General features: G+C 73.2%; 25 protein-coding genes. 16 read left to right on the top strand and 9 right to left on the bottom strand.

The features are described from left to right. Positions 1–4: 4 nt before the first annotated feature. The gene (locus ABZU25_RS11020) at positions 5–553 is read right to left on the bottom strand and encodes a hypothetical protein (protein WP_355029158.1); all 549 of its coding nucleotides are present in this window, start codon (positions 551–553) and stop codon (positions 5–7) included. A gap of 142 nt (positions 554–695) precedes the next feature. Between ABZU25_RS11020 and ABZU25_RS11015 the strand changes: the two genes are divergently transcribed. Genes ABZU25_RS11015 through ABZU25_RS11005 form a run of 3 tightly spaced genes read left to right on the top strand, consistent with a single transcriptional unit; the run spans position 696 to position 4,714 of the window. After that, positions 696–1,820, top strand: coding sequence for a Vms1/Ankzf1 family peptidyl-tRNA hydrolase (locus tag ABZU25_RS11015; protein ID WP_355029157.1), 1,125 nt, complete (start codon positions 696–698; stop codon positions 1,818–1,820). After that, the gene (locus ABZU25_RS11010) at positions 1,813–3,567 is read left to right on the top strand and encodes a thiamine pyrophosphate-binding protein (RefSeq protein WP_355029156.1); all 1,755 of its coding nucleotides are present in this window, start codon (positions 1,813–1,815) and stop codon (positions 3,565–3,567) included. The genes ABZU25_RS11015 and ABZU25_RS11010 overlap by 8 nt, the downstream gene beginning before the upstream one ends. Before the next feature lie 49 nt (positions 3,568–3,616). Then, complete coding sequence (locus ABZU25_RS11005) at positions 3,617–4,714, top strand: iron-containing redox enzyme family protein (RefSeq protein WP_355029155.1); 1,098 nt, start codon at positions 3,617–3,619, stop codon at positions 4,712–4,714. 194 nt (positions 4,715–4,908) lie between these two features. Here ABZU25_RS11005 and ABZU25_RS11000 read toward each other — a convergent pair whose 3' ends face one another. Next, positions 4,909–5,139 carry a CDGSH iron-sulfur domain-containing protein gene (locus ABZU25_RS11000; RefSeq protein WP_355029154.1) on the bottom strand — a complete coding sequence of 77 codons (231 nt, stop codon included), beginning with the start codon at positions 5,137–5,139 and terminating at the stop codon, positions 4,909–4,911. 145 nt (positions 5,140–5,284) lie between these two features. Here ABZU25_RS11000 and ABZU25_RS10995 point away from each other — a divergent pair, with 145 nt between their 5' ends. Further along, positions 5,285–6,727 (top strand): hypothetical protein, encoded by a 1,443-nt coding sequence (locus ABZU25_RS10995; RefSeq protein ID WP_355029153.1) that lies wholly within the window; start codon positions 5,285–5,287, stop codon positions 6,725–6,727. Between the two features lie 223 nt (positions 6,728–6,950). Beyond that, positions 6,951–8,093 carry a SigB/SigF/SigG family RNA polymerase sigma factor gene (locus tag ABZU25_RS10990; protein ID WP_355029152.1) on the top strand — a complete coding sequence of 381 codons (1,143 nt, stop codon included), beginning with the start codon at positions 6,951–6,953 and terminating at the stop codon, positions 8,091–8,093. A 168-nt stretch (positions 8,094–8,261) separates the two neighbouring features. On the opposite strand, the gene ctaD is transcribed toward ABZU25_RS10990, so the two are convergent. The 5 genes from ctaD to ABZU25_RS10965 all read right to left on the bottom strand — a co-directional run bounded on the left by ctaD (position 8,262) and on the right by ABZU25_RS10965 (position 14,070). Continuing rightward, complete coding sequence (gene ctaD / locus ABZU25_RS10985) at positions 8,262–10,253, bottom strand: cytochrome c oxidase subunit I (protein WP_355029151.1); 1,992 nt, start codon at positions 10,251–10,253, stop codon at positions 8,262–8,264. A 124-nt stretch (positions 10,254–10,377) separates the two neighbouring features. Continuing rightward, positions 10,378–11,106 carry an STAS domain-containing protein gene (locus ABZU25_RS10980; RefSeq protein WP_355029150.1) on the bottom strand — a complete coding sequence of 243 codons (729 nt, stop codon included), beginning with the start codon at positions 11,104–11,106 and terminating at the stop codon, positions 10,378–10,380. A 109-nt stretch (positions 11,107–11,215) separates the two neighbouring features. After that, the gene (locus ABZU25_RS10975; protein WP_355029193.1) at positions 11,216–11,662 is read right to left on the bottom strand and encodes a DUF4383 domain-containing protein; all 447 of its coding nucleotides are present in this window, start codon (positions 11,660–11,662) and stop codon (positions 11,216–11,218) included. A 154-nt stretch (positions 11,663–11,816) separates the two neighbouring features. After that, complete coding sequence (locus ABZU25_RS10970; RefSeq protein WP_355029149.1) at positions 11,817–12,974, bottom strand: glycosyltransferase; 1,158 nt, start codon at positions 12,972–12,974, stop codon at positions 11,817–11,819. A gap of 79 nt (positions 12,975–13,053) precedes the next feature. Then, on the bottom strand, positions 13,054–14,070 hold the full coding sequence (locus ABZU25_RS10965) for a glucosyl-3-phosphoglycerate synthase (RefSeq protein ID WP_355029148.1): 1,017 nt from the start codon (positions 14,068–14,070) through the stop codon (positions 13,054–13,056). 193 nt (positions 14,071–14,263) lie between these two features. Between ABZU25_RS10965 and ABZU25_RS10960 the strand changes: the two genes are divergently transcribed. The 8 genes from ABZU25_RS10960 to ABZU25_RS10925 all read left to right on the top strand — a co-directional run bounded on the left by ABZU25_RS10960 (position 14,264) and on the right by ABZU25_RS10925 (position 23,294). Next, a complete protein-coding gene (locus ABZU25_RS10960) occupies positions 14,264–15,274 on the top strand; it encodes a Gfo/Idh/MocA family oxidoreductase (protein ID WP_355029147.1) in 1,011 nt (336 codons plus the stop codon). Continuing rightward, a complete protein-coding gene (locus tag ABZU25_RS10955; protein ID WP_355029146.1) occupies positions 15,267–16,355 on the top strand; it encodes a zinc-binding alcohol dehydrogenase in 1,089 nt (362 codons plus the stop codon). Before ABZU25_RS10960 ends, ABZU25_RS10955 begins: the two co-directional genes overlap by 8 nt. Positions 16,356–16,407: 52 nt before the next feature. Next, positions 16,408–18,216, top strand: a complete 1,809-nt coding sequence (locus tag ABZU25_RS10950; protein ID WP_355029145.1) for an ABC transporter ATP-binding protein — start codon at positions 16,408–16,410, stop codon at positions 18,214–18,216. Between the two features lie 74 nt (positions 18,217–18,290). Further along, positions 18,291–20,582 carry an accessory Sec system translocase SecA2 gene (gene secA2 / locus ABZU25_RS10945; protein WP_355029144.1) on the top strand — a complete coding sequence of 764 codons (2,292 nt, stop codon included), beginning with the start codon at positions 18,291–18,293 and terminating at the stop codon, positions 20,580–20,582. A 180-nt stretch (positions 20,583–20,762) separates the two neighbouring features. Continuing rightward, on the top strand, positions 20,763–21,503 hold the full coding sequence (locus ABZU25_RS10940) for a GAF and ANTAR domain-containing protein (RefSeq protein ID WP_355029143.1): 741 nt from the start codon (positions 20,763–20,765) through the stop codon (positions 21,501–21,503). Positions 21,504–21,640: 137 nt separating this feature from the next. Then, positions 21,641–22,132 carry a DUF2231 domain-containing protein gene (locus ABZU25_RS10935; RefSeq protein ID WP_355029142.1) on the top strand — a complete coding sequence of 164 codons (492 nt, stop codon included), beginning with the start codon at positions 21,641–21,643 and terminating at the stop codon, positions 22,130–22,132. A gap of 89 nt (positions 22,133–22,221) precedes the next feature. Next, positions 22,222–22,416 (top strand): helix-hairpin-helix domain-containing protein, encoded by a 195-nt coding sequence (locus tag ABZU25_RS10930; protein ID WP_355029141.1) that lies wholly within the window; start codon positions 22,222–22,224, stop codon positions 22,414–22,416. A gap of 116 nt (positions 22,417–22,532) precedes the next feature. Further along, positions 22,533–23,294, top strand: coding sequence for a class I SAM-dependent methyltransferase (locus ABZU25_RS10925; protein ID WP_355029140.1), 762 nt, complete (start codon positions 22,533–22,535; stop codon positions 23,292–23,294). 20 nt (positions 23,295–23,314) lie between these two features. Here the strand turns inward: ABZU25_RS10925 and ABZU25_RS10920 are convergent, their stop codons facing one another. Then, the gene (locus ABZU25_RS10920) at positions 23,315–24,265 is read right to left on the bottom strand and encodes a DUF3500 domain-containing protein (protein WP_355029139.1); all 951 of its coding nucleotides are present in this window, start codon (positions 24,263–24,265) and stop codon (positions 23,315–23,317) included. A gap of 32 nt (positions 24,266–24,297) precedes the next feature. Further along, positions 24,298–24,690 carry an ankyrin repeat domain-containing protein gene (locus ABZU25_RS10915; protein ID WP_355029138.1) on the bottom strand — a complete coding sequence of 131 codons (393 nt, stop codon included), beginning with the start codon at positions 24,688–24,690 and terminating at the stop codon, positions 24,298–24,300. A 63-nt stretch (positions 24,691–24,753) separates the two neighbouring features. Here ABZU25_RS10915 and ABZU25_RS10910 point away from each other — a divergent pair, with 63 nt between their 5' ends. The 3 genes from ABZU25_RS10910 (at position 24,754) to ABZU25_RS10900 (ending at position 26,232) form a co-directional block, all read left to right on the top strand. Further along, complete coding sequence (locus ABZU25_RS10910; protein ID WP_355029137.1) at positions 24,754–25,131, top strand: signal peptidase I; 378 nt, start codon at positions 24,754–24,756, stop codon at positions 25,129–25,131. A gap of 110 nt (positions 25,132–25,241) precedes the next feature. After that, complete coding sequence (locus tag ABZU25_RS10905; RefSeq protein WP_355029136.1) at positions 25,242–25,697, top strand: cysteine dioxygenase family protein; 456 nt, start codon at positions 25,242–25,244, stop codon at positions 25,695–25,697. 43 nt (positions 25,698–25,740) lie between these two features. Then, the gene (locus tag ABZU25_RS10900) at positions 25,741–26,232 is read left to right on the top strand and encodes a rhodanese-like domain-containing protein (protein ID WP_355029135.1); all 492 of its coding nucleotides are present in this window, start codon (positions 25,741–25,743) and stop codon (positions 26,230–26,232) included. Positions 26,233–26,257 lie beyond the last annotated feature (25 nt).

Here is a 26,257-nt window from a genome sequence, read left to right as displayed (position 1 = left end):
GCGGTCAGGTCAGTGCGGAGCAGGCCGTGATGCCGGCGAGCAGCAGCGCGCCCAGGAATGCCTGCAACAGCAGCGGCGGCCCGAGGTGCGACCAGAGGGTCGCGGTGCGCGGGGTGAGCAACTGCCCGGTGGTGAGGTTGACGATCCGCTCGATGCGCGGCGGCAGCTCCGGGTCGCGTTGCGGGCGCAGGGTGAGCTGCACCTGGTCCGCCGGGTGCAGGGCGCTCTGCGGCAGGTGCCCGTGCAGCTCCACCTCGCAGAGCTGGCCGGCGGTGTTGCGCAGGCGCACCGGGATGACCAGGTACTCCGGGCCCTGCTTGAGCTCCTTCCAGCGCCGGCGCGTGCCGCCACCGCCGAAGGAGAACAGCGAGCGCAGCAGCAGGGCGGGGAGCCGGGCGATCGCCGCCGCGGCGAGCACCGCCACCAGCACCGGCTGGCCGACGCGGACCTCGCGGGTGTAACCGTCGAGCAGGCGGATCAACCGCCCGGTGACGATCCTTTCCGTCGGGTGCACGATCCGTCGGCTTTCGAGTCCGCTGTCCATTCCCACCACCGAGAGTCCGCTTGTGTGCACAGATCGTATCGACGTCCTGAGTTGAACGACGTGAATGAAACCTGGTCACGGGCTCACGGTCGCGAGGTGACATCCCGGGCGACCCGGGTAAGCGGGGGGCCGAGCTGGAAAGGGGTCGAGCATGCAGCTGTCCTTCCTGCGCCCGCTCTACGACCGTCCCGGGCCGTGGTGCTCGGTGTACCTGGACGCCTCCGCCGACACGGAGGACGCCCATCCCGCGCTGGACCTGCGCTGGCGTGCCCTGCAACGTCGCCTGACCGAACAGGGCGCGGACGAGGCGAGCATCGCCGCGTTGGACCGGGTGATCCGCGGCCACGACCCGATGGTCGGGGACTACGGACTCGCGGTCTTCGCCAGTCACGGGCGGGTGGTGCTCTCCGAGTACCTGTCCGCGCCACCACTGCGTGACCTGGCCAGTTTCGCGCCGCTGCCACACGTGATGCCGCTGCTCGCCCAACGGGGCGAACAGGTGGCCTGGGTGCGGGTGCTGGCCGACCGGATCGGCGCGGACGCCATCGCGATCAGCGCCGGGGGAGTGCCCCGGCGTGCCCACGTCGTCGGCCGGGAGACCTTCCCGCTGCGCAAACCGCAACCCGGCGGCTGGTCCCAGGACATCTACCAGAAGGCCGCCATGGAGGCCTGGCACCGCAACGCCGGTGACGTCACCGCCGCGACCGTGGAGCTGGCCGACCGGGTCGGCGCGGACGTGGTGGTGGTCGCCGGCGACATCCGCGCCACCGGCATGATCGCCGCCCAGATGCCCGCGCGCTGGCAGGACCTCATGGTGCGTACCGACGCGGGTTCACGGGCCGCCGGCGCCGACCAGACGATGCTGGACGACCTCACCGTGCAGAGCATCGCGGAGGTCGCCGACCAGCAGATCGCCGCCGCACTGGACCGGTTCGGGGTGCAGGAGGACGTGGGCGCCGGCCTCGACGCGGTCGTCTCGGCCCTGCAACGCAACCAGGTCGACACCATGATCATCGTGGACGACCCGTCGGCCGACGGCGAGCTGTGGATCGGCTCCGAGCCCACCGAGATCGCCGTCGACGCGGGGCAGCTGGCCGCGATGGCGGTGACCGAACCGCAGCGGGTACGCGCCGACGCCGCGCTGGTCCGCGCGCTCGTCGGCACCGACGCGGCACTGACCGTGCTGGGCCCGGAGGAGGCTCCCGAGCTGACCGACGGCGTCGGCGCGGTGCTGCGCTACGTCGACCCCGGCACACCGGGGCGCGGCAATGGCTGAGCGCCGGGTGGCGGATCTCGTGGTGGAGCGGCTCCTGGCCTGGCGGGTGCCCCGCGCCTTCGGCTATCCGGGTGAGGCGATCGCCCCGCTGATCGAGGCGTTGGACCGCACCGGCGGCGAGCCGGCGTTCATCCCGGCCCGACACGAGGAGACCGCCTCGTTCATGGCCACCGGACACGCCAAGTTCACCGGCGGCATCGGGGTCTGCCTCGCCACCCAGGGACCCAGCGCCGTCCAACTGCTCAACGGCCTCTACGACGCCAAACTGGACAGCAAGCCGGTGGTGGCGATCGTCGGGGAGGACATCTCCGGGCCCCTCGGCGGCGCGCACCAGGAGATCGGGTTGAGTCGGCTCTTCGGCGACGTCTGCAACCAGTTCGTCCGCTACGGCCGCAACCCTGAGGACGTGGCCGCGCTGCTGGACCAGGCGTTCCGTACGGCGGCGGCGACCCGCAGCCCGACCTGTGTCGTGCTGCCCCGCCAGTTGCAGGAAACCCTGGTGCCCGACGTGCAGACGTCCGCCGTCGGGGTGGTCTCGGCCACCCCCGGTGAGCCGCTGGCCCGGGTGCTGCCGCACGAGGCGGACCTCGACGCCGCCGCGCAACTGCTCGGTGGCGGCCAGCGCGTCGCGATCCTGGTCGGCCAGGGCGGGCGGGACGCGGCCGCCGAGATCATCGAGATGGCCGACCGGCTCGGTGCCGGGGTGGCCAGCTCACTGCTGGGCAAGCCGGTGCTCGACGAGCGGTTGCCGTTCCACACCGGGGTGCTCGGCGAGGTCGGCACCTCGGCCGCCGCCGAGCTGATGGGTGGCTGCGACACGCTGCTGATGGTCGGCACCAACGACCCGTGGACCGACTACTTCCCGATGCCCGAGCAGGCCCGCACGGTGCAGATCGACATCGACGGCCGCCGGATCGGCACCCGCTACCCGGCCGACGTGCCGCTGGTCGGGGACGCCGCCGAGACGCTGCGGGCGTTGCTGACCCGGCTGCGTGGTCGACCCGAACAGCGGTGGCGCGCCACAGTGGAGAGTTCGGTGGACCGGTGGCGGGAGGTCGCCGCCGAGCGGGTGGCCGCGCCCGCCGACCCGGTCAACCCGCAGCTCGTACTCCAGGAGCTGTCGGCCCGTCTGCCGAGCACCGGAGCGGTAGCGGTCGACGTCGGCTCGGTCCTCTACTGGTACGCCCGGCACCTCACCCTGCCACCCGGGGTGAACGCCCAGCTCTGCGGCACCCTCGGCTCGATGGGCTGTGCCCTGCCGTACGCGGTGGCAGCCAAGCTCGCCGCTCCCGACCAGCCGGTGATCGCGTTGGTCGGCGACGGGGCGATGCAGCTCAACGGGCTCGCCGAGCTGATCACCGTGGCGCACCACTGGCAGCGGTGGCCCGACCCCCGGCTGGTGGTGCTGGTGCTCAACAACCGGGACCAGAACGGCATGGGTGGTGGGCGGCAGCCGTCGTCCGACCCGGCCCACCGCCGCCCCGACGTGCCGTACGCCGGTTGGGCCCGCCTGCTGGGGCTGCACGGTGTGCGGGTGGACCGCCCGGAGCTGGTCGGCGCGGCCTGGGACGAGGCCCTCGCCGCGGACCGTCCCTGCGTACTGGAGGCGGTTGTCGACCCGGCGGTGTCGCTGGCGCCGCCGGAGCCGGCGTTCGCCGACCTGCGGGGCCTGTACGCCGACGGCGCTCCGGCCCGGAAGGTCCGGGAGCAGGTGGAGGTCACCGTGAACGCCGAGGACCTCGTTTAGCCGCTCCCGGCCAGGGCATCAGTAGCGGCCCGACGACGCTGGAGGTTTCATGCCTGAGCCCGCTGACCGCCGCTACGGTCCGGCGACCCTGCCGCGGTCGCGCGGCCCGGTCTCCGCCGCGGTGCTCGACGCCCTCCGACGCCCGCCGCACGACCTGCCGGCAGGGCTCGGCGCCGACCTCGACCCCGCCGACCCGATCACGAACGAGGACCTTCAGCTCACCCTGTTCCTCTGCTACGAGCTGCACTACCGGGGCTGGTGCGGGGTGGACGAGGCGTGGGAGTGGCAGCCGACGCTGCTCGCGCTGCGGGCCGAAGCCGAACGGCCGTTCGAGGCGGCGCTGCGCCGGCTGGTCGGCGCACCGTCGGTGCCGGCCGCCGGGGTGGCGGCCGGCCTGGCCGAGCTGGTCGCGGCCGACGACGGCCCGCCGCTGGCCGCGACGCTGCAACGACACGCCGACCTCACCCAGTTCCGCGAGTTCGTCACCCACCGCTCCGTCTACCACCTGCGCGAGGCGGACCCACACAGCTGGGCGCTGCCCCGCCTCGGCGGGCCGGCCAAGGCCGCCCTCGTGGAGATCCAGACCGACGAGTACGGCAACGGCCGGCTGGACCGGATGCACGCCGAGCTGTTCCGGGGCACCCTCGAACGGCTGGGGCTGGATATCGCGTACGGCGCCCATCTGGACGCGGCACCCGCGGTGACCCTGGCGACCAACAACCTGATGTCGCTGTTCGGGCTGCACCGGCGGTGGCGCGGTGCGCTGCTCGGGCACCTGGCCGCGTTCGAGATGACCTCCTCGCTGCCCAACCGCCGCTACGGCAACGGGCTGCGCCGGCTCGGCCTCGACGAGGTGGCCACCCGCTTCTACGACGAGCACGTCGAGGCCGACGCGGTGCACGAGCAGATCGCCGCCCACGACATGTGCGGCGGCCTGGTCCGCGTCGAGCCGGCCCTCGCCCCCGACGTGCTCTTCGGCGCGGCGGCCGGGCTCGCGGTGGACCGGTTGTTCGCCGCGCACCTGCTGGACAGCTGGGCCGCCGGTCGCAGTTCCCTGCGGCCACCCGCTCCGCCGACCGTGCCGCCGACCGTCTCGCTCGTCGCGTCGGCCCCGGTGGCCCCGCCGGCTCCGACCGCGTTCGTCTGACCCCGCAGGAGCTGGTCGCGCTGCGGCAGGCGGGTGCCGTGGCCGGCCTCAGGCATGTGCCCCTCGCTGCGCCCTTTGCTCTGCACCCACCCACGCGACAGTCACGGACCGTACGTGGCGCACGGGCGGGTGCAGAGCAAAGGCGGCGTGAGAGCTGTCGGCGCGCTCCTGCCGCGGGACGTGGCGACGTCGGATCAGCCCTCCCGGGCGGTGCCCGCCCGGAAATCGATCGCCTTGTGGGTGCCGTCGCAGAACGGCTTGAGCGCCGACTTGCCGCACCGGCACAGTGCCACCGTGCCCCGGCGCGCGTCGATCAGCTCGCCGTCCGGCGTGACCAACGCGAAGTCACCGCGGACCAGCAGCGGTCCGTCCTCGTACGGGGTGATCGTGGCGGCGGCTGGCTCACTGGTGTCGTCGGTGCCCATGGACCCGGAAGTGCCCGCCCTGGCCCCACCGAAACCCGAGCGACCGAACGCTATTGATGACCGGCGCACCCCGCTGACCAGCGGAATGTGCTGCCGAGTGGGTGATGCCCCGTTTGAACCCCATCGGGACGGGAAGCCGGGCCGCGTGGTGAGCGAACGAGGCAAGGTGGGGCCGGTGCACAAGGTGCACAAGGGGCTCACGGCCGATGGCGCCGGTCTCGCCGGCGACCGGGTCGTGGCTGCGGGCAGCGCCGCCCGGGTGTTGGTCGCCGCCACCGCCCGGGCGCTGCGCGGGGAGGACTGCGCCGACCTCGGGCACACCGGGCCGACGTCGCGCTTTCCGGGCGCCCCGGAGCCGGTACGCCGCGCCGCTGTCACCCGCGCCGCCGGTCGCGTCGCGCTCACCGTGGCCCAGGTCGACGAGGTGGACGCCGCCCGGGTGGCCCGCTGGTTCGTCGACCAGTATCCCCGCCGGCGCTATCCCGGGGTGCTGATCGGCTCGCCGCACGGCGCGGCGGCACACCTCGCGGTGGCCCTCGGCGTGCCGTGGTTGCCGGCCGCCTTCGAGATGAGCGTGCACTGGTCCGACGGCGCGGTGGACCGCCCGGCGGACGCGCTGGAGCACGGCGCGGCACTCGCCGCCGGGCTGCTCGCCGGCAACGCCGACCTGCACCTGCGCCAGGTGCACTGCCCGGCCAGCCGGGGACCGCTGACCGGGGCCACGGTGTCGCTGGTCGCCGCGTGGAGGGCCCTGCCGGCCGCGTACGCGCAGTTTCTGACCGACCGGCTGCTCCCGGGCGCCCCGGTGCTGCTGGTCCGCGACGCGCGCACCTGGCCGGTGCTGGAGCGCGGTCCCGGCCACAGCTTCCAGGTCGGCTGCCCGGCCAGCGGGCTGGACCCGGTCGACTTCCACCCGGACAGCCACGCGCTGCGGCAGGTGCTGCGCTCCGTCGGCGGTGACGCGGCCCGCTGGGAGCCACCGGCGGTCTCCGTTCCGTCGGGCTACGCCGAGCACGACGTCGACCCGGGCTTCGAACCGGCCGTGCGGGACTGGTCAGCCCGGCGCCAGCACCCGCTGCACCGGGTGCTGGTGCCGCGGCCGGCGGCACTGAGCGCGGGCGTGGCCGACCTGTACCGGCGATGGTTGCGCGGCGCCGGCAAGACCGGTGACCGATTGGTGGTGGAGTGCGGCCGGCTGCTCGACCCGTGGCAGGTGGTGCGGGCGGGACTGGTGCCGTACTGGTGTGAGAACGCCACCCGGCGCAGCGTCGACGAGGCCGAGTGGTGGCTGGCCGGCAGCGAGACGTTCAGCTCGGTGGACGTGCTGCCCGAGCCGCCCGGGATGCGCTCACCGGCGCTGGCCGGGCTGCCGCAGTGGCTGGCGGTGGCCGGTTTCGGGCGGCGCCGTCGGGCGTTGGACCGGACCACCGCCCGGGGCTACCCGGTCACCTCGGTGCCCACCCGCCGGGCCACCGAGGTGCTGCGGGCCCAGCCGTACGACCTGCCCGTGCCGCCCCCGCTGGGGGCCGCCGAGGCCCTCGCCGTGCTCCGCGACAGCGGCGGCCACCAGGGGTTACTGGTCTCCTGAGGCGGAGCACGCCGAAACTTCCTCGCGAACCCGGGGTCCCGTGATTGAGTACCTACGGAGCGGGAACATCGCTGGCTGCGACGGCCTGATTGCGCCGCGTGGAGGCGGTGTCGCCCGCTGGCATCCCAGTCACTGACCCACTTTTCCGGCCCGGTGCGTGGCTCGACCACGCGCACGACCGGTTTCCCGATCCGGGCGGGGGACCTTCCTGAGGGAGGCGCGGATGTTCGGACAGACGAGCACGACCACGACCACACCACCACCCACCGACCGGGGTCTGGAGGACCTCGACGCGGCGGCACTGGCGTACGCGGCCCGGATCGCCGGGCTTCCGCCGGAGCGGCGCGGGGAGGCCCGCGAGGACCTGGTGCGCTTCGCGCTGCCGTTCGCCGGGCGGCTGGCCCGCCGGTACCGGGGGCGTGGGGAGCCACTGGAGGACCTGGAGCAGGTCGCCCGGCTGGGGCTGGTCAACGCCGTCGACCGGTATGACCCGGAACGGGGCTCGTTCACGGCGTACGCCGCGATCACCATCGTGGGGGAGATCAAACGGCATTTCCGGGACCGCACCTGGGGCGTCCACGTGCCCCGCCGGCTGCGTGACCTGATCCTTGAGGTCGGACAGGCCACCGCCGCGCTGACCAGCGAACTGTCCCGGGCCCCGTCGGTGGCCGAGCTGTCGGCCCGACTGGAGACGCCGGAGGAGGAGATTCTCGCCGCGCTGGAGTCGGCGGCGGGCTACAGCCCGGCCTCGCTCAACGCCCCGGTCGGTGGTGAGAGCTCCGCGGAGTTCGGCGACCTGGTCGGCGAGTCGGACAACGCCCTGGAGTCGGTCGACGACCGGGTCACGGTGAGCGGCCTGCTGCACCGATTGCCCTGGCGCGAGCGGCGAATCCTGGCGATGCGCTTCTACGGTAACCAGACCCAGGCCGAGATCGCCGCCCGGTTCGGCATCTCGCAGATGCACGTGTCCCGGCTGCTGTCCCGGGCGCTGACCTGGCTGCGTCAGGCGATGCTCGCCGACGCGCCGCCGCCGTGGCAGAACGGCGCCGCCGAACCCGACCCGGGCAAGACCCGGATCTCGGTGAAGCAGAACGGCGACCGCGTGGTGGTCGAGGTCGGCGGTGAGATCGACCGCGACGGCGCGGACCAGTTGCGCCGGGCCATGTTGGAGGCGGTCACCGGCCAGCCCAGCGAGGTGGTCGTCGACCTGGTCGGCGCCGGTGGGTTCGACGCCGGGGGGATCGCCGCGCTGATGGCGGGGCGGGACGCCGCGGAGCGGACCGGCGTGCCGCTGCGGCTGACCCGGGTGCAGCCTGCGGTACGTCGCTCGCTCACCGCCGCCGGTCTGGCTCCCGTCCGGGACTGAGCCAGCGCCGCCAGGTTCCCGTCCGGCACTGAGCCGGGCGGGCCAGGTGGGTGCGGTCGGGGCGACACGCACGCACCGACCGACGCGACGAGGGCCGACACCACCACGCACCAACCGATGCGACGAGGGCCGACACCACCAGGTGCCGGCCCTCTGCGCGTACGCCGCTCAGGGCTGCTCGGGGTTGTCGTCGCTGTGCGGGTGCCGCCAGCGTTCGTGCGGCTTCGGCGGGTCCTCGGCGTCCTTGGGCGCGTCGCTCTGCTCGAAGCTCGGCCGGCGGACGCCCTCGGGCTCCGGCACGTCCACCGGCCGGGCACCGGAGCGCGGCGCCGGCTGGAAGTCGGTCGCGTCGCGGGCGCCGTGCGCGCCCTCGGCGGCCGGCGACTCCGGCGTGTGGTGTTCCAACCGCAGCTCCTCGGCGAACTGCTGCGGCGGCTTCGTGGTGCGCTGCGGCAGGTCCCGCCCCAGGTCGGCGACGAGCGGGCCGTACTTCAGGTCGAACGCGGGGCGCTCGGAGCGGATCCGGGGCATCCGGTCGAAGTTGCGCAGTGGCGGTGGGCAGCTGGTGGCCCACTCCAACGAGTTGCCGAAGCCCCACGGGTCGTCCACCGTCACCACCGCCCCGTACCGCCAGGACTTCCAGGCGTTGTAGATGAAGAACAACGTGGACAGGCCGAGGATGAACGCGAAGATGCTGGAGATCGTGTTCAGGGTGGTGAAGCCGTCGCTGGGCAGGTAGTCGGCGTACCGGCGCGGCATGCCCTCGCTGCCCAGCCAGTGGTGCACCAGGAAGGTGCCGTGGAAGCCGATGAACATGGTCCAGAAGTGCGCCTTGCCGAGCCGCTCGTCGAGCAGTCGCCCGGTCATCTTGGGCCACCAGAAGTAGTAGCCGCCGAAGAGGGCGAAGACCACGGTGCCGAACACCACGTAGTGGAAGTGCGCCACCACGAAGTAGGTGTCGTGGGTGTGGAAGTCGACCGGCGGGCTGGCCAGCAGCACCCCGGTGAGGCCGCCGAGCAGGAAGGTGACCAGGAAGCCGATGGCGAACAGCATCGGCGTCTCGAAGGTGAGTTGCCCCTTCCACATGGTGCCGATCCAGTTGAAGAACTTCACGCCGGTGGGCACCGCGATCAGGTAACTCAGGATGCTGAAGAACGGCAGCAGCACCTGGCCGGTGGCGAACATGTGGTGCGCCCAGACCGTCATGGACAGCACGGTGATCGCGATGGTGGCGAGCACGATCCCGGTGTAGCCGAAGAGCGGCTTGCGGGAGAAGACCGGGATGATCTCGGTGATGATGCCGAAGAACGGCAACGCGATGATGTAGACCTCGGGATGGCCGAAGAACCAGAACAGGTGCTGCCAGAGCATCGGGCCGCCGGTGGCCGGGTCGTACACGTGCGCGTTGAGCAGCCGGTCGGCGGAGAGCGCCAGCAGCGCGGCGGCCAGCAGCGGGAAGACGAGGATCACCAGCACGCTGGTGAACAGCATGTTCCAGGTGAAGATCGGCATCCGGAACATGGTCATGCCGGGGGCGCGCAGGGTGAGGATCGTGGTGATCAGGTTGACCGCGCCGAGGATGGTGCCGAGCCCGGAGACGACCAGGCCGACCACCCACATGTTCGCGCCCACGCCGGGGGAGTGCTCGTAACTGCTGAGCGGGCTGTATGCCGTCCAGCCGAAGTCCGCCGAGCCGCCCGGCGCGAGAAACCCGCCGACCACCATGAGCCCGCCGAACAGGTACAACCAGTAGGCCAGCGCGTTGAGCCGGGGGAACGACACGTCCGGCGCGCCGATCTGGATCGGCACGATGAAGTTGCCGAACCCGAACGCCGCGGGCGTGGCGAACAGCAGCAGCATCACCGCGCCGTGCGAGGTGAAGAGCTGGTTGTACTGCTCGGAGGAGAGGAACTGCAACCCCGGGCGGGCCAGTTCGGCGCGCATCAGCATCGCCTGTAGCCCGGCCAGCAGGAAGAACCCGAAGGAGGTCAGCAGGTACAGCAGGCCGATCTGTTTGTGGTCGGTGGTCGCGAGAAATTTGATCAACGAGCTGCCGGGTACCGGTGCTCGTACCGCTCCTGGGAACCCCCCGAAGCGGGCCGGTGCCAGGATCGCCGGGCCCCGATCGCGACCGGGTTCCGTGGTTACCCGCTTGGGCATGGCTGCTCACCCCGTCGTGACGGCAGAAAGGACGGGCGTGCCTACCCCACCCTTGCACCATGTAACCAGCCCAGAGCGGGAATTTCGGTCAGATCGCCAGTACCGGCGCGAGCACCTCGAACGCTCAGGTCGCCGGCAGCATCGCCCAGACGGCCTTGCCCGGACCGGCCGGCACACTGCCCCACCGCTGGGTCAGCTCCCGCACCAGCAGCAGGCCCCGCCCACCCTCGGCGTGCAGATCCGTCCCGCCCGGCCGGGCCTGGGCGCTGCTGCCGTCCACGACGGCGAGGTGCAGGTACGGCCGGCGCAGGGTCACCGTCACCTGCATCGGCGTGCCGGCGTGCCGGACCACGTTGCCGACCAGTTCGCTGAGCACCAACGCGGCCGGGCCGGCCGCGTCGGGCAGGTTCCACCGCGCGCACGCGTCGGTGACCAGGTCCCGGGCCCGCCGGCAGGCCCCGGCCACCGGCTCCAGCCGGGCGCGCATCCGCAACGCGGACGTCGCGCCGGCCACCCGGGTCGCCTCGGCGCAGTCCGGCGACACCGGGACCACCCGGCAGGTGGTCGACTCGGCCAGCCACCGCGCGGCCACCGGCGACGGGGCGCAGAGCACGACCGGCACGGACGGCCACTCCTCGGCCCGGCGGGCGGTCGCGGCGAAGACCGACAGCGCCAGCCGGTCGCGAACGTCGACCTCGGCCATGTCGACCACCAGCGCCTCCGGCTGTTCGACGAGAGCGCCGCTGAGCGCCTGGTGCACCGACCGCATGGTGCCCAGGTCCAGTGCGCCGCTGAGCCGGACGACCGCCACCGGTGCCGCGGTGCGCACGTCGCAGGTGATCCGGCTGGACATCGGCGCCCTCCATTCGCTGCTGGGTCGGGATCTGCCAGTTACCCGAGGCCCCGCCGCGTCAAACTGGATCGGCGGCGAGGCGAGCCAGGTCACGCACCGCAACGGAAGGTCACGGCCGGCGCCGGCCGGTGCCGACACCCAGCGCGACCATGCCGACGCCGAGCCCCAGGTGCAGCCAGCCGTCGGCGTCGTTGACCGGCAGGACGTTCGCCCCGGTGTCGTGGTCCACCGCCAGCCCGTACAGCCACAACACCAGGTAGACGGCGCCGCCGCCGATCAGGAACGTCCGGGCGCCGCTGACCGTCCGGGCCAGCGCCAGACCGGCCACCCCGAACGCCAGGTGTACCAGGTTGTGCAGCACCGACACCTGGAAGACGCCGAACAGGTACGCGCCCGAGCCGTGGCCGGCGAAGCGCAGGGCGTCCATGCCGCTGGTGATCCCCGGTACGAAGCCGAGCGCGCCGACCAGCAGGAACAGCACCCCCACCGATGCCGCCGCGCGACGCACCAGCGGCCTGCCGTCGGCCGGGTTGGGGCGCGCCCGGGAGTGCGCCATCGGTCCGACCATCACCGGCTCCTCGCTGCGCGGCGGGCATGAGGCTGCGGGGCTACCCGCTGCCGCCACCGCCAAACCGCGCCGCCGGTCCGGCGGCACGTCGGTCCGGCCGTGTCGCCGGTCAGCCGTGTCGCCGGTCCGGCCGTGTCGTCGGTCAGGCCGGGAGCAGCCTCGGCGCGCTGGCCAGCTGGCGGACCCGCTCGTACAGCTCGACGTAGCGCTGCGCCATCACCGCGGGGGTGAACCGCTGCGCGGCGACCCGCCGGCACTCGTCGGGGTCGAGCAACTCGGCGGAGAGTACGAGATCGCCCAGCTCCTCCTCGTCGGTGGTGAGCAGCCCGGTGCGGCCGTGCTCGATCAGCTCCGGCAGGCAGCCCCGGGCGGTGGCCACCACCGGCGTGCCCAGGGCCAGTGACTCGACGACCGCCGTGCCGCCCGGCTCCTCCCAGCGCAGCGGAAACAACGACGCGCGGGCGCTGGCGAGCAGGTCGTCCCGCTCCTGACCGGCCACGGTGCCGATCCAGCGGACCAGGTCGCCGTCGACGTGGGGCGCCACCTCGTCGAGGAAGAACCGCACGTCCGGGTTCTGCCGGGCGTCGTCGCCGGCCGCGGCGAGATCGGCGGGCCGGTGGTACGGGCCGACCGGCCCCGCCAGGACCAGCGGGAAACCGACGCGATGCGCGAGCCGGGCGCCCACGTCCTGCCCCTTGCCCGGGTTGATCCGGCCCAGGATGAGCAGGTGCTCGCCCTTCTCCGGTCGGGGCCGCCGGTCGGCGTCGACGGCGAGCGGGGTGGACAGGTGCACGTGTCCCACCGAGTGCTCCCGCAACGCCAGCGGTGCGCGGGCCAGCTGCGACGCGGAGACGCCGTTGACCCGGACCCGGTCGCCGCCGTCCAGACCGCCGTAGAGCGCCGGATGCTTGGCCAGGTCCCAGTGCAGGGTGTGCAGGGTCGGCGGGCCGGCCGGTCCCATCGCGGTCAGAGTGGCCAGCCCGACCGCCTCCACGTGGTCGTGCACCAGGTCGATGTCGTCGCGGGAGTGCAGCTCCCGCACCACCCCGGCCAGGTGCGCCTGGGCGATCCCGCAGACCTGGTTGTACGGCCGCTGCAACGCGGCGAACTGCCCGTCCGGGAAGATCGACACCTGTTCGTCCACCGGCAGGGTGCTGCTGCCCACCGAGGCGAGCACCACTCGTACGCCGAGTCGCCGCAGCTCCGGCACCAGCGTGGCGATCACGTTCTCGATGCCGCCGTAACCCGGCGGCGGCACGGACAGCCACGGGCCGGCGTTCATCAGCACGGTCAGGCTCATCGTGCCCGTCCCTCTCTGCCGCTCACGGGGCATTCGGTTCGCGACTGCGGGGCTCGCAGGAGCGGCTCACTCCTCGCGCTCACGCGGCGGCCACCCGGCGACGGGGCACCCGGTGGCGCAGCTCGGCCAGGGGTGGGCGCTCCTCGATGGACACGTCGCTGACCACGATCTCCCGGTCGAGGTTGGGCAGCGTGTCGGAGCCACCGCGACGGAACTGGGTAAGCAACGCCTCCGGCGTCAACCCGGGGGTCGCCCAGCCGCGCCGCTGCAACCGGGACCAGGCGGTCAACATGATCTGCGCGGACATCCGGCCGAGGGCCGCCGTGTCCTGGTGCCGGTGCTTGCGCTCACCGAGGTCGACCTGCGCCATCGCGTCCAGGCCGACCAGGTCGAGCAGGTCGATCATCATGGCCGTCTCCACCCCGTACCCGGAGACGAACGGCACCCGGGCCAGCACGTCGCGGCGGCCCGCGTACTCGCCGGCGAGGGGCTGCACGAAGCCGGCCAGCTCGGGCCAGAAGAGGTTGAGCAGCGGTCGGGCCATCAGCTCGGTCACCCGGCCCCCGCCGTCCTGCTCCACGCTGGCGGCGCCCACCAGTGGGCGGTGATAGAAGCCCTTCACGAAATCGACCGACGGGTCGGTCAGCAGCGGACCGAGCAGCCCGCTGACGAAGTGCGGGCGAAACTCCCGCAGGTCGGCGTCGATGAACGCCACCACGTCACCCTCGGCGGCGGCCAACCCGGCCCAGAGCGCGTCGCCCTTGCCGGCCAGCCGGGGCAGCCCCCGGGTCATCGCGTCCTGGCTGACCACCTCCGCGCCGGCGGCGCGGGCCACCTGCGCGGTCCGGTCGGTCGACCGGGAATCCACCACGATCAGCTCGTCGACCAGGGCGACCCGATCCATCAGGTGCTCCCGGATGGTCGACACGATCGCGCCGACGGTGGCCTCCTCGTTGCGGGCCGGCAGCACCACGCTGACCCGGGTCGATCCCTTGGCACGCAGCAGCCGACGTGCCGGCCAGTCCGCCGCCGACGTCGACCGGTACGTGGCCCACGCCTCGACCACCGGCGACACGCTCGTTGTCGAATCCCGCACGGGCACCCCTCCGTTCGTGCGTGGAAAAACCGAAATTGGTTGTTCCCATTCGCCATCACGCTCTAACCGCTTTCCTGGCAACAGCTTGATCACAACGGTGACATGACCGCGTTCCCGGGGGATGAACGTTTGATTGCACACACCCCAGGGGACTGCTCCCATCGCACATGAAAGGTCTTCGAAGGGGTGTCGAATGCGTGTATGCCGGGTGGGTCTGGTCGGAGCCGGTGGAGTGGCACAACGTCACGCGCGGGTGTTGGCCGGGTTCGACGACGTCGAGCTGGTCGCGGTAACCGACGTCACACCGGAGGCGGCGTCCGCGCTGGTGGGAGAGCACGGCGGGCGAGCCTGCGCCGACGTGGGCGAGCTGCTGGCCACCGGCCCGGACGCGGTCTACATCTGCGTGCCGCCGTTCGCGCACGGTCCGGCCGAGGAAGCCGTGATCGACGCCGGCGTGCCGATGTTCGTGGAGAAACCCGTATCGGCCGATTTGAGCACCGCCGAGCGGATCGCCGACCTGGTTGCCCGCACCGGGCTGCGCACCGCCGTCGGCCACCACTGGCGGTACCTGACAGTGCTCGACGAGGCCCGCGAACTGCTCGCCGACCGTCCGGTGCGGATGGTCAGCGGCGCCTGGCTGGACAAGGTGCCCCCGGTGGCGTGGTGGTCGCGGCGGGACCGCTCCGGTGGCCCGGTGGTCGAGCAGGCCGCCCACGTGCTCGACCTGATCCGCGTGCTGGCCGGCGAGGTCACCGAGGTCACCGCGTACGGCAACGGCACACCGCCACCGGTCGACGGCGCCGACATCGACTCGGTGACCACCGCCGCCCTGCGCTTCGCCGACGGCGCGGTCGGCACGCTCAGCGCCGCCTGCGTGCTGGGCTGGAAGCACCGCGCCGGGTTGGAGATCCTCGCCGACGGGCTGGCCCTCGCGCTGAGCGAGGACGGTCTGTCGATCCGGGACGCCGACGGGGAACGACACGTCCCCGCCGACCCGGACGCCGCCCGGGTGGCGGTGGACCGCGCCTTCGTCGACGCCGTGCGGGGCATCGGCGACGACGTCCGCGTCCCGTACGCCGAGGCGCTGGCCACCCAACGGCTGGCCCTCGCGGTCGCCGACTCGGCCCGCACCGGCGCGACAGTGCGGCTCACCACCCCGGGCCGGCCGGCGGTTCTCGGCACGGGGGTGACAGTCGATGCGTGACAAGGTCGTGGTGGTCACCGGTCCGGGCCGCGTGGAGCTGGTGGAGCAGGACGCCGCACCGCTGCGCCCCGGCACGTTCCGGGTCGAGACGCTGTTCAGCGGTGTCTCGGCCGGCACCGAGCTGAGCTACGTCAAGGGCACCAACCCCTACCTCAACGTCACCTGGAACGCCGACCTGGGGCTGTTCCAACCGGGGGCGGCGAGCACCCCGTACCCGGTGACCCGGCTGGGTTACATGCAGGTCGGCCGGGTGGTGGAGAGCGACACGCCCGCCGTCGCGGTGGGCACGGTCGGCGCGATGACGTACGGGCACCGCACCGGCTGGCTGGCCGACCCGGTCGCCGAGCGGTTCGTGGCGCTGCCCGACGACCTGGACCCGCTGCTCGGGGTCTACGTCGCGCACATGGGTCCGATCTGCGCCAACGGTCTGCTGCACGCCGCCGCCGACCTGCACGGCGTCGACGTCCGCGCGCTCGGCGACGGGGTACGCGGCCGGCGGGTCGCCGTGGTGGGCGCGGGCGTGGTGGCGCTGCTGACGGCGCTGTTCGCCCGACGCAACGGCGCTGCCTCGGTGGTGGTGCTCGACCCCACCCCGCAACGCCGTCAGGTGGCCGAGGCGCTCGGTCTGGAAACCCTCGACCCGGACGCGGACGATCCGGCGGTCGTGCTCAAGACCCGCTGGGCGCACACCGCCGGCGACCGGGGCGCCGACGTGGTGTTCCAGTGCCGGGGGCAGGCGTGGGCGCTGCAGCTCGCCCTGCGGCTGCTGCGGCCCCAGGGCACCGTCATCGACCTCGCCTTCTACCAGGGCGGGGCGGACGCGGTCCGGCTCGGTGAGGAGTTCCACCACAACGGCCTGTCGCTGCGCTGCGCGCAGATCGGCCGGGTGCCGCGCGGGCTCGCCCCCACCTGGGACCGGGAGCGGCTCTCCGCCGAAACCGTCGACCTGCTCCGGGCGTACGGGGACGTGATCCGCAAGCACCTCGTCTCCGCGGTGGTGCCGTTCGACGAGGCACCGAGCCTGCTCACCGACCTGGCCGACCGTCGCCGCCAGGAACTTCAGGTGGTGCTGTCCGCCTGACCCGACGTCGGAGCGCCCTCGCAGGGTGACAGCGCGGGCTACCGTTCCCGACATGAGCACCCCGAGCGACCGGTCGGTCGGCAGCACCCCGAGCGACCGGTCGGTCGGCAGCACCCCGAAGGAGCGGCCGGTCGGTCTGGCCGCGCTGCTGCCGTACCTGCGGGAGCACGTCGGCACCCTGGTCGTGGTGGGCGTGCTGTCGCTGGTCGGCGCGGCGGCGTCGCTGGCGCAACCGCTGCTCACCCGGTCGGTGCTCGACCGGATCGGCGCGAACCAGAGCGTCACCCGGCTGGTGGTGGTGCTGGTGGTCCTCGTGGTGCTCGGCGCGGCGATCGGCGGCCTCCGCGACTACCTGCTGCAACGCACCGCCGAAGGGCTGGTGCTGGGCACCCGGAGGCGGCTGGCCGGGCACCTGCTGCGGCTGCCCATCGCCGAGTACGACCGCCGGCGCACCGGTGACCTGCTCTCCCGGGTCGGCTCGGACACCACGCTGCTGCGGGCGGTCGTCACCGCCGGGCTCTTCGAGACGGTCACCGGGGCGGTGACGGTGGTCGGCGCCGGCACCGCCATGGTGCTGCTCGACCCGCTGCTGTTCGGCATCACCCTGCTCGGGGTGGCGCTGGGGCTGGGCTTCGCGGCCACCTTCGCCCGGCGGGTCCGGGCGTTGGCCCGGACCGCCCAGGAGCGGATCGGCGAGATGACCTCGGCGGTGGAGCGGGCCATCTCGGCGGCCCGGACCATCCGGGCCAGCCGCGCCGAGACCCGGGAGGCCGACGCCGTCGTCGACAGCGCCCGGGGCGCGTACACGGCGGGGCTGCGGGTCGCCCGGGTGCAGGCGGTCGTCGGCCCGATCGGGTCGATCACCGTGCAGGGCGCGTTCCTGCTGGTCCTCGGCATCGGCGGGGCGCGGGTGGCCGCCGGGGCGATCTCCGTCGGCGACCTTGTCGCGTTCGTCATGTACCTGTTCCTGCTGGCGGTGCCGCTGGCCCAGGTGCTGCGGGCGTACACCCAGTTGCAGTCCGGTCTGGGCGCCCTGCAGCGGATCGAGGAGATCCTGGCCGTGCCGGCGGAGGGCGCGGCGGACCGGCCGACGCCAGCCGGTGCGACGGCGACCCCGCGCGGCCCCACGCCGCCGATGATCGAGTTCGATCGGGTGGGGTTCGGCTACCCGGGCGGCGAGCCGGTGCTGCGCGAGGTCAGCTTCGCGGTGCCCGCCGGCACCCGTACCGCGCTGGTCGGGCCCTCGGGCGCCGGCAAGTCGACGCTGCTCGCCCTTGTCGAACGCTTCTACGAGGTGAGCGCCGGGGCGGTCCGGATCGACGGCAGCGACGTGCGGGACCTGCCCCGCGACGCGCTGCGGGCCCGGCTCGGCTACGTGGAGCAGGAGGCTCCCGTGCTGGCCGGCACGCTGCGGGAGAACCTCCTGATCACCACCCCCGACGCCACCGACGACCGGCTGCGCGCTGTTCTCCACGAGGTCAACCTGAGTCACCTGGTCGACCGCACCCCCCAGGGCCTGGACGTCCAGGTGGGCGAGGGCGGGGTGCTGCTCTCCGGGGGTGAGCGGCAGCGGCTGGCCATCGCCCGCGCTCTGCTCGCCAGCCCGCCGGTGCTGCTGCTCGACGAGCCGACCAGCAACCTCGACTCGCGCAACGAGGTCGCGCTGCGCCGCGCCATCGACGCGGTGGCCGTCCGCCGGACCCTGTTGATCGTGGCGCACCGGCTCGCCACCGTCGTCGACGCCGACCAGATCGTCGTCCTCGACGGCGGCCGGGTGGTGGCCGTCGGCACCCACGCCGAGCTGACCGCCACCGACCCGCTCTACCGGGAACTCGCCGCCCATCAGCTGCTGGTCGGCTGACACCGTCGGATCGGTGTCAACTTGCCGGCGGCCGGGCCGCGCAAGCCGGCTCGAATCGCGTACCGTTGCCGCTCATGGGTGTGTCGCAACGGTTCAAGAGCAAGTTCCGGCGGTTCCTCCAGCGCCCCGGCTCGACCGTGGATCTCGCTCCGCTGGAGAAGCTGCTGCCGGCGATCGAGGCGCGTGCGGATGAGCTGGCCGCGCTGGACGACGCCGAGTTGACCGAGGCCGCGGGTGCCGCCGTCGGCTACGAGGAGATCTGCGCCGTCGGCCGTGAGGCCGCCCGCCGTGGCCTCGACCAGCGGCCGTACGACGTGCAGCTGCTCGGCGCGATGTCGCTGCTGTCCGGCAAGGTCGCCGAGATGGCCACCGGTGAGGGCAAGACGCTCACCGCCACGGTCGCCGCGTACGGGCATGTCCGGCTCGGCAACGGGCCGGTGCACGTGCTCACCATCAACGACTACCTGGCCCGCCGCGACGCCCAGTGGATGGAACCGGTCTACACCCTGCTCGGCCTCACCGTGGGCTGGGTCAACGAGGCATCCACCCCGCAGGAGCGGCGCGACGCGTACGCCTGCGACGTCACCTACGTCTCGGTCAGCGAGGCGGGCTTCGACTATCTGCGCGACCAGCTGGCCACCGACGTGGACGACCGGGTGCAGCCGCCGTTGAGCACCGCGATCGTCGACGAGGCCGACTCGATCATGATCGACGAGGCTCGGGTGCCGATGGTCCTCGCCGGCGCGGTGCCGGGCGAGCAGGACCCGGTGCACGCCGCCGCCGCGCTGGTCCGCGGGCTGCGCAAGGGCAAGCACTACACGGTCGCCGAGGACGGGCGCAGCGTGGCGTTCACCGCCGCCGGCCTGGCCGCCGTCGAGGCCAAGCTCGGCATCGACCTGTACGACGAGGAGCACGTCGCCCAGCTCTCCGCGGTCCACGTGGCGCTGCACGCGCACGCCCTGCTCAACCGTGACGTGGATTACATCGTCCGGGACGGTTCGGTCGAGCTGGTCGACGAGATGCGCGGTCGGGTGGCTCAGCGCCGCCGCTGGCCGGACGGGCTCCAGGCCGCGGTCGAGGCCAAGGAGGGCCTGGACGCCACCGCCGAGGGCGAGGTGCTCGGCACGATCGCCATGCAGGCGTACATTGCGCTCTACCCGAAGGTCTGCGGGATGACCGCCACGGCGGTGCTTGTCGGCGACCAGTTGCGGGAGTTCTTCGACCTCGAGGTCGCGGTGATCCCGCCGAACACCCCGTGCATCCGCGAGGACGAGCCGGACCGCATCTACGCCACCCGGGCGGAGCGGGACGAGGCGCTGATCGACGAGATCCAGCGCTGGCACGCCAAGGGACGGCCGATGCTGATCGGCACGCTCGACGTCAAGGAGTCCGAGGGGCTGGCCGCCGGGCTCAACGCGGCCGGGGTGCCCTGCGTGGTGCTGAACGCCAAGAACGACGACGAGGAAGCGGCGATCATCGCCGAGGCCGGCGCGTACGGCGCGGTGACGGTCTCCACCCAGATGGCCGGTCGGGGCGTCGACATCCGGCTCGGCGGCAGCGACCAGAGCGACCAGGAGCGGGTCGCCGAGCTGGGCGGGCTCTACGTGATCGGCAGCGGCAGACACGACAGCCGCCGGGTGGACGACCAGCTGCGTGGTCGGGCGGGCCGGCAGGGCGACCCGGGCGGTTCCGTCTTCCTCGTCAGCCTGGAGGACGACCTGGTCGTCCGGCACGCCGCCGACTCGGTGCCGGCGTCGCCACGGATGAACGCCGACGGCCTGGTCACCGACGAGCAGGTGGACTACGCGGTGGAGCACGCCCAGCGGGTCGCCGAGGGCGTCAACCACGAGATCCACCGCAACACCTGGCGCTACAGCGTGGTGATCGAGCAGCAGCGCAAGGCCCTCGCCGCGCGCCGGGAGCGGCTGCTGACCAGCGACGTGGCAGCGGTGATGCTGCTGGAGAAGGCGCCGGAGAAGGCCGGGGAGATGGACGAGGACCTGCTCGCCCGGGTGGCCCGGTCGATCGCGCTCTTCCACCTGGACCGGCTCTGGGCGGAGCACCTGGCCGAGTTGTCGGAGGTCCGTGAGGGCGTGCACCTGCGCGCGCTGGGCCGGCTCGACCCGCTTGACGAGTTCCACCGGGCCGCCGTGCCGGCGTTCAACGACCTCATCCCGGAGATCGAGGCCCGCACCATCGCCACCTTCAACGAGACCGAATTCGATGAGGACTGGCAGCCCGACGACGGCACCCTGGTCCGGCCCACCGCCACCTGGACGTACCTGGTGCACGACAACCCGTTCGGTTCGGAACTCGACCGGCTGATCGCCTCGATCGGTCGACGACTCAGCGGCGCCTCGCGCTGACGTACGCAGTCGGGCCCCTGTCACCGCGCGTCCGGGTGGCAGGGGCCTCGATTTGCGCCGTTTCGACCCGGGTTTCGCCGGGTAGTAGGGCTGGTCGGTCAAGTCGGGAGAGAAACAGGCGATGACACAGGTGACGATGCCCACTGGGCAGGCGCGAGGGTGTACGGAGGCTGCGGACCGGTGAACCTCGACACGCGGGAACCGGTGGTGCAGAGTCTCGGCGTCCTGGAAACCGCAGCACTGTTGCGGGAACTGACCGCCGCTCTGATCACGCAGACCGATTTCGATGAGGCGTTGCTGACGCTGGTCCGGGTCACCAGGGACGCGGTGGCCGGCGCGCGCTGGTGCGGGTTCACCGCCCTGCGCGCCGGCGAACCCGCCGGCGTGGCCGCCTCCGACGAGCGGCTGGCCGGCCTGGACGACCTGCGGCACGGGCCGGACTCGCCGGCGATGAGCGCGATCCGCCGCCGCGAGATGATCCTCGCCGCCGACCTGGCCGGTGAGCCGCGCTGGCCGGCCTGGACGCCGCGCGCCCGCGACCTCGGCGTACACGGGGTGATCTCGGCGCCGGTCGACATCGACGACCAGGTGATCGGGGCGATCAACCTCTACGCCGGTTCGCCCGACGTACTGACTCCACAACACCAGTTGACCGCGATGCTGCTCGCCGAGCACGCCGGCCTGCTGCTGGCCGCCGTCCGGGACCGCGGCCGACAGACCGCTCTCGCCGGGGAACGGGACGCCTCGCTGCTCCAGGACGGGGTGGTGGGCCAGGCCGTCGGCGTGATCATGACGCAGCGGGGGTGCCCACCGGTCGAGGCCCTGGAGGTGCTGCGGGCCGCCGCGTCGTCGTTGGACATCCCGCTCCGCGAGGTGGCCGAGCGACTGGTCCGGACGGTCTCCCGCCAGCGCGACACCTGACCGCCCGCCGCCCCGCCGAGGGGGCCACGGGTGCCCGTTCTCCCTGCCAGCGGCGAGTCGGGCGGCATCGCTACCCGGTGACCGGGCTCGGGTAGCACTCTGGGGCAGGTGAGGTGCGCCGACCCGGGGGAGGACCGATGCAGAGCCGACTGCGGGTGCGGGGCCACCCGATCCAACCGATGCTTGTGACGTTCCCGCTCGGGCTCTTCGTGAGCGCCGCCGTCTTCGACCTCACCGACGTCGCCGGCGGGCCAGCGTTCCTGGGTGAGGTCGGCTACTGGACGGCCGTCGCCGCCCTCGTCGCCGCCGCGCTGACCGCGGTGGCCGGCATGGTCGACCTGTGGGACGTGCCGGGTGACCGCACCCGACGCACAGCTGTCGCCTTCAATCTGGTGAACACCGTGATGGCCGCCATGTTCCTGCTCACCTGCCTGGTCCGGTCGAACTCCCCGCAGCGTGGCGCGTCGGCCGCGATCCTGATCACCGAGCTGGTCGCGCTGGCTGTCGGTGGGGTCGGCGTACACCTGGGTGCCCGGCTGATGCGCCAGTTCGACACCGGCCGGGCCGAGGCCGGTGGCCTGGAGACGCTCGCCGGCTCGACTGTCGAGATGTCCCGCCCCCGGCCCTGATCCGACAGCGCCTGAGGCGCCAACCGGGCCCGTCGCCGATCCGGCCGCCAGGCCGGCACCGGGACGGCCGGGCCGCTTATCATCCGCGCATGACCTCGGATCTGGACACCCTGCCGAAGATCGGTGCACCCGCGACGCGCGCCCTGCACGGCGCCGGCTACACCAGCCTGCGCCAACTCGCCGGCGTCCCCCGGTCGGATCTGGCCACGCTGCACGGCATGGGGCCGAAGGCGCTCGGAATCCTCCAGGCCGCCCTCGAAGAGCACAACCTGGGGCTCGGCTGAGATCTGCCAGCTGCCCCTGTTGGCAAACGACCGGCCACCTGAGGCGGAAGGCGCGGCCTGCCGGTCCGCGGCAAACGGGTTGCCGGCCGCGCGGCCGGCCGGCGAGGCTGAGCGCCGTGAACGCCAAGGATGACGCCGAGGAGCTGATCGCGCAGGGTGCTGCCGCGCCGGTCGACGGTTGGGGTTTCGGCTGGCTTGCCGGCCGGGCCACCGAGGAGCGCCCACCCTGGGGGTACGCGCGGCTGGTCGCGGACCGGATGGCGCGCGCCGACGCGGCGCTGGACGTGGACACCGGTGGTGGGGAGGTGCTCGCCGAGGTGCCGCGTCCACCGAGGCTGTTGGCGGCCACCGAGGGCTGGCCGCCGAACGTCGCTGTCGCCCGGCGGACCCTGCGGCGGGTGGGCGCGACGGTGGTGGCGGTCGCTCAGCACGGGCCGTTGCCGTTCCGCGACGCCTCCTTCGATCTGGTGGTCAGTCGGCATCCGGTGCGTACCGACTGGGCGCAGACGGCGCGGGTGCTGCGGTCGGGCGGCACGTTCCTGTCGCAGCAGATCGGGGCGGGCACCATGCGGGAGTTGAGTGCGGCGATCCTCGGTCCGCTGCCGCCGCCGAACGAGCGGTACCCCGAGCACGCGGTGGCCGCCGCCGAGGCCGCTGGTCTGCGGGTGGTCGACCTGCGACGGGCCACCCTGCGCGCGACCTTCGCCGACGTCGGGGCGGTGGTCTGGTTTCTGCGCAAGGTGATCTGGACGGTGCCCGGGTTCACCGTCGACCGCTACCGCGAACAACTGCGCGCCCTGCACCACCGGATCGTCAGCGAGGGTCCGTTCGTGGCCCATGCCCAGCGTTTCCTCGTGGAGGCCACCCGCCCCCGTTGACGAGAAGACCCGTCACCGCGTCAGTGTCGGTGGGTCTGGTGGTGGGTGGCCAGGATGTCGGCGCCGAAATCGCTGGCGGGGCGGCGCAGCACGGTGTGCGCGTGGTTGCCGTCCGCCGTGGTGTTGTCGTACTCGATCAGCAGGTCGTCGCCCTGCACGCGGTAGTAGTGCCGCTGCCCGGGTTGGGTGGGGCCGGCCCAGGCGAAGTGCAGCTGGCCGGCGTCCAGTCGGGCCGCCTCGCGGATGGCCAGTTCGGGTGGCAGCCGGTCCAGGTAGACCGCGACGACCTGGTCGAGCAACGCGCGGCCGGTGGGCCCCAGCCGGTCCGCCGACACGCCGAGCGGTTCCAGCGGCCCGTCGACCCGCCCGCGGGTGGCGCTGATGATGTCCGCCGGGGCCTCGTCGGCGATGATCGCGGCGCCGCGCTCGGCCGGCCCCAGGGCGTCGAGCAGTGCCCGGGCCAGGTCCTCCTCGACGCCCAGCGGGCGGGAGACCGGGCGGCCGGCGTACCGGACCGCGGCCGGGTTGGCGCCGAAGAAGATCGGCGCGGGGGAGACCTGGTCGTCCACCACTGTCATGTTGACCGACAGGTGGTGTCCTTCGAGTCGCCACGCCCAGCGGTCGTCGCGCGCCGGATCGCCGAAGACGGCCACCCAGTAGTCACCGCTGTGCCGCCCACGCTGCCAGTCCTCGGCCCGGTCCAGCACCTCCTCCAGCGAGATGATCGCCATCGCCTGCGCGTACGCCGAGGGGCTGAGCGCGGTGGCCAGCAGCCGGTGCGCGGCCTTGCGGCCGGCGACGTCGAGCTCGGCGAGGCAGACGCCGGGTCGGGGTCGGGGCCGGTATTCCAGCCAGCGTCGGGCCGACTCGTCGTCGAAGGGGTGCACGGCGCTGTCGCGGGCCGCGGGGTCGAGCGCGGCCAGCAGCGCGGTGCTGGCGGTGCGCATCTGCTCGGGCAGAGGATCTTCCACCGACCCTGTATACCGGCCGGTCGGCGTCGGTGTCAGCCGGCGCGCAGCAGCTGCGTCATCTCCGGCAGGTCGAAGAACGCCGCGGTGTCCAGGGCCGACGGGTTACCGTGGGCCGGGTCGGCGCCGGCGGCGAGGAGCGCGCGGACCGCCTCGGCGCTGCTGCGGAAGACCGCGGCGGCCAGCGCGGTCTGACCGCGGTCGTTGGCCCGGGAGTGGTCGGCGCCGCGACTGAGCAGGGCGGCCACCGTGTCGGGGTGGGCGTGGTACGCGGCCAGGATCAGCAGCGTGTCGCCCTTGTCGTTTGTGAGGTTGACGGGCAGGCCGGCATCGAGCTGCGCGGCCAGCTCCTCGGTGGAGCCGGCCCGGGCCAGGTCGAACATCCGGTGCGCGAACGCCAGCGTCTCGGCGTCGAGGTGGTCGGTCACCGGTCCAGGTTAGTCGCCGCGGTCCTGATAGGTTGCTCGGCCGGCGCGCTCAGGGAGGGTCCGATGGCCGAGACGGTGTACGTGGGCAACGCGGGTGTCGACGGTGCCGCCGATGCCGGTTGGCTGCTGGGGCACTTCGTGCCGCCCGGGGAGATCCGGCACAGCACCGAGGTCGAGGTGAAGTGGGGCGTGCATCCGCCCGGGCAGGCCCGGTCGCGGTGGGCCACCGGAGAGCGGCGTACCACACTGCTCGTCCTCGTCGAGGGGTGTTTCCGGGTGGAGCTGCCGGACCGGACGGTACGGCTGGCGGCGCCGGGCGACTACGTGGTGTGGGGCCGGGGGGTGGACCACTCCTGGTTGGCCGAGCGCGCGTCGGTGGTGCTGACCGTGCGGTGGCCCTCGCTGCCGGGCTACCGGGTGGACCCGCCGGTGCTGCGCTGATCGTCGGGGGCAGGGCCGGCGTCCCACCAGACGGTATTACCTACTAAACCTATAGGCTTTGCCGTCTAGAGTACGAGGGCACCCCGCCGAACGACCCGCGAGGAACCACAATGACGCACCACCGCCCGGAGCCCGACCTGCGCACCGTCGCCGCCCGGTGGGCCGACCCGGCCGGCTGGCCGGTCGCGCTGCGCTTCGATCCTGCCGAGCGCTGGTACGCGCGCCTCGACGCCGGCGACGACCACGAGGTGTGGGCCCTGAGTTGGCTGCCCGGGCAGGGCACCGACCTGCACGACCACGGCGGCTCCGCCGGAGCGTTCCGGGTCGTCGACGGCACGCTCACCGAGGAGACGGTCAGCGCCGGTCGGCTGCGCCCACGGCTGCTGCCCGCCGGCACCGGTCGTCGCTTCGGCCCCCGGCACGTGCACCAGGTGACCAACAAGGGGTCGGTGCCGGCGGTCAGCGTGCACGTCTACCGTCCGGCGCTGCTGCGGATGACCCGCTACCACCTCGTCGACGGAAGGCTGCGGGTCGCCGAGGTCGCCGAGGCCGGCCGGTCCTGGTGAGCGCCGGCCAACCACGATCCATACCCGTCAGCGGAAGGAACCCATGATGCAGCTAACCGCCGAGCACCGCCCGGCCCCCGTGCCACCGCCGGGCTCTCGGGGCATCGACGAGATCCTGGGCGCCGCGCGCGCCCGCCTCGACCGGCTGGACCCGGAGCGGGCGCACCTGGCGTACCGGGCCGGAGCGCTGCTTGTCGACATCCGGCCGGCCGCGCAGCGGGCCGCGCACGGCATGGTGCCGGGCTCGCTCGTTGTCGAGCGCAACGTGCTGGAGTGGCGCTTCGACCCGCGCTGTCCGGCCCGCCTGCCGCAGGCTGTCGACTACGACGTGCCGGTGGTGATCCTCTGCCAGGAGGGCTACACCTCGTCGCTGGCCGCCGCCGCCCTGCAGGACATCGGCCTGCACCGGGCCACCGACGTGGCGGGTGGGTTCGCCGCCTGGCGGATCGCCGGTCTGCCGGCCCTCGGCCCGACCCCGCTGCACCGCAGCACCCCTCTCGCGCCCCCGGTCGACACCGGGCGGGCGCGCCACTGACCGTCACGCCGTACCCGGCGTGGCG

The sequence above is a fragment of the Micromonospora sp. NPDC005215 genome, from assembly GCF_040607915.1.
Classification (GTDB): Bacteria; Actinomycetota; Actinomycetes; order Mycobacteriales; family Micromonosporaceae; genus Micromonospora.
Note: the sequence above shows the minus strand (reverse complement) of the source record. Positions and strands in the feature narration are given on the sequence as shown.

What these genes read in the sequence shown, in the direction of transcription:
- ABZU25_RS10900 (WP_355029135.1), top strand. Translation starts at nt 25,741, where the DNA reads ATGATGCAGCTAACCGCCGAGCACCGCCCGGCCCCCGTGCCACCGCCG.
- ABZU25_RS10905 (WP_355029136.1), top strand. Translation starts at nt 25,242, where the DNA reads ATGACGCACCACCGCCCGGAGCCCGACCTGCGCACCGTCGCCGCCCGG.
- ABZU25_RS10970 (WP_355029149.1), bottom strand. Translation starts at nt 12,974, where the DNA reads ATGAGCCTGACCGTGCTGATGAACGCCGGCCCGTGGCTGTCCGTGCCG.
- ABZU25_RS10990 (WP_355029152.1), top strand. Translation starts at nt 6,951, where the DNA reads ATGTTCGGACAGACGAGCACGACCACGACCACACCACCACCCACCGAC.
- ABZU25_RS10975 (WP_355029193.1), bottom strand. Translation starts at nt 11,662, where the DNA reads ATGGCGCACTCCCGGGCGCGCCCCAACCCGGCCGACGGCAGGCCGCTG.
- ABZU25_RS11005 (WP_355029155.1), top strand. Translation starts at nt 3,617, where the DNA reads ATGCCTGAGCCCGCTGACCGCCGCTACGGTCCGGCGACCCTGCCGCGG.
- ABZU25_RS10930 (WP_355029141.1), top strand. Translation starts at nt 22,222, where the DNA reads ATGACCTCGGATCTGGACACCCTGCCGAAGATCGGTGCACCCGCGACG.
- ABZU25_RS10960 (WP_355029147.1), top strand. Translation starts at nt 14,264, where the DNA reads ATGCGTGTATGCCGGGTGGGTCTGGTCGGAGCCGGTGGAGTGGCACAA.
- ABZU25_RS11000 (WP_355029154.1), bottom strand. Translation starts at nt 5,139, where the DNA reads ATGGGCACCGACGACACCAGTGAGCCAGCCGCCGCCACGATCACCCCG.
- ABZU25_RS10980 (WP_355029150.1), bottom strand. Translation starts at nt 11,106, where the DNA reads ATGTCCAGCCGGATCACCTGCGACGTGCGCACCGCGGCACCGGTGGCG.
- ABZU25_RS10935 (WP_355029142.1), top strand. Translation starts at nt 21,641, where the DNA reads ATGCAGAGCCGACTGCGGGTGCGGGGCCACCCGATCCAACCGATGCTT.
- ABZU25_RS11015 (WP_355029157.1), top strand. Translation starts at nt 696, where the DNA reads ATGCAGCTGTCCTTCCTGCGCCCGCTCTACGACCGTCCCGGGCCGTGG.
- ABZU25_RS10955 (WP_355029146.1), top strand. Translation starts at nt 15,267, where the DNA reads ATGCGTGACAAGGTCGTGGTGGTCACCGGTCCGGGCCGCGTGGAGCTG.
- ctaD (WP_355029151.1), bottom strand. Translation starts at nt 10,253, where the DNA reads ATGCCCAAGCGGGTAACCACGGAACCCGGTCGCGATCGGGGCCCGGCG.
- ABZU25_RS10950 (WP_355029145.1), top strand. Translation starts at nt 16,408, where the DNA reads ATGAGCACCCCGAGCGACCGGTCGGTCGGCAGCACCCCGAGCGACCGG.
- ABZU25_RS10910 (WP_355029137.1), top strand. Translation starts at nt 24,754, where the DNA reads ATGGCCGAGACGGTGTACGTGGGCAACGCGGGTGTCGACGGTGCCGCC.
- ABZU25_RS11010 (WP_355029156.1), top strand. Translation starts at nt 1,813, where the DNA reads ATGGCTGAGCGCCGGGTGGCGGATCTCGTGGTGGAGCGGCTCCTGGCC.
- secA2 (WP_355029144.1), top strand. Translation starts at nt 18,291, where the DNA reads ATGGGTGTGTCGCAACGGTTCAAGAGCAAGTTCCGGCGGTTCCTCCAG.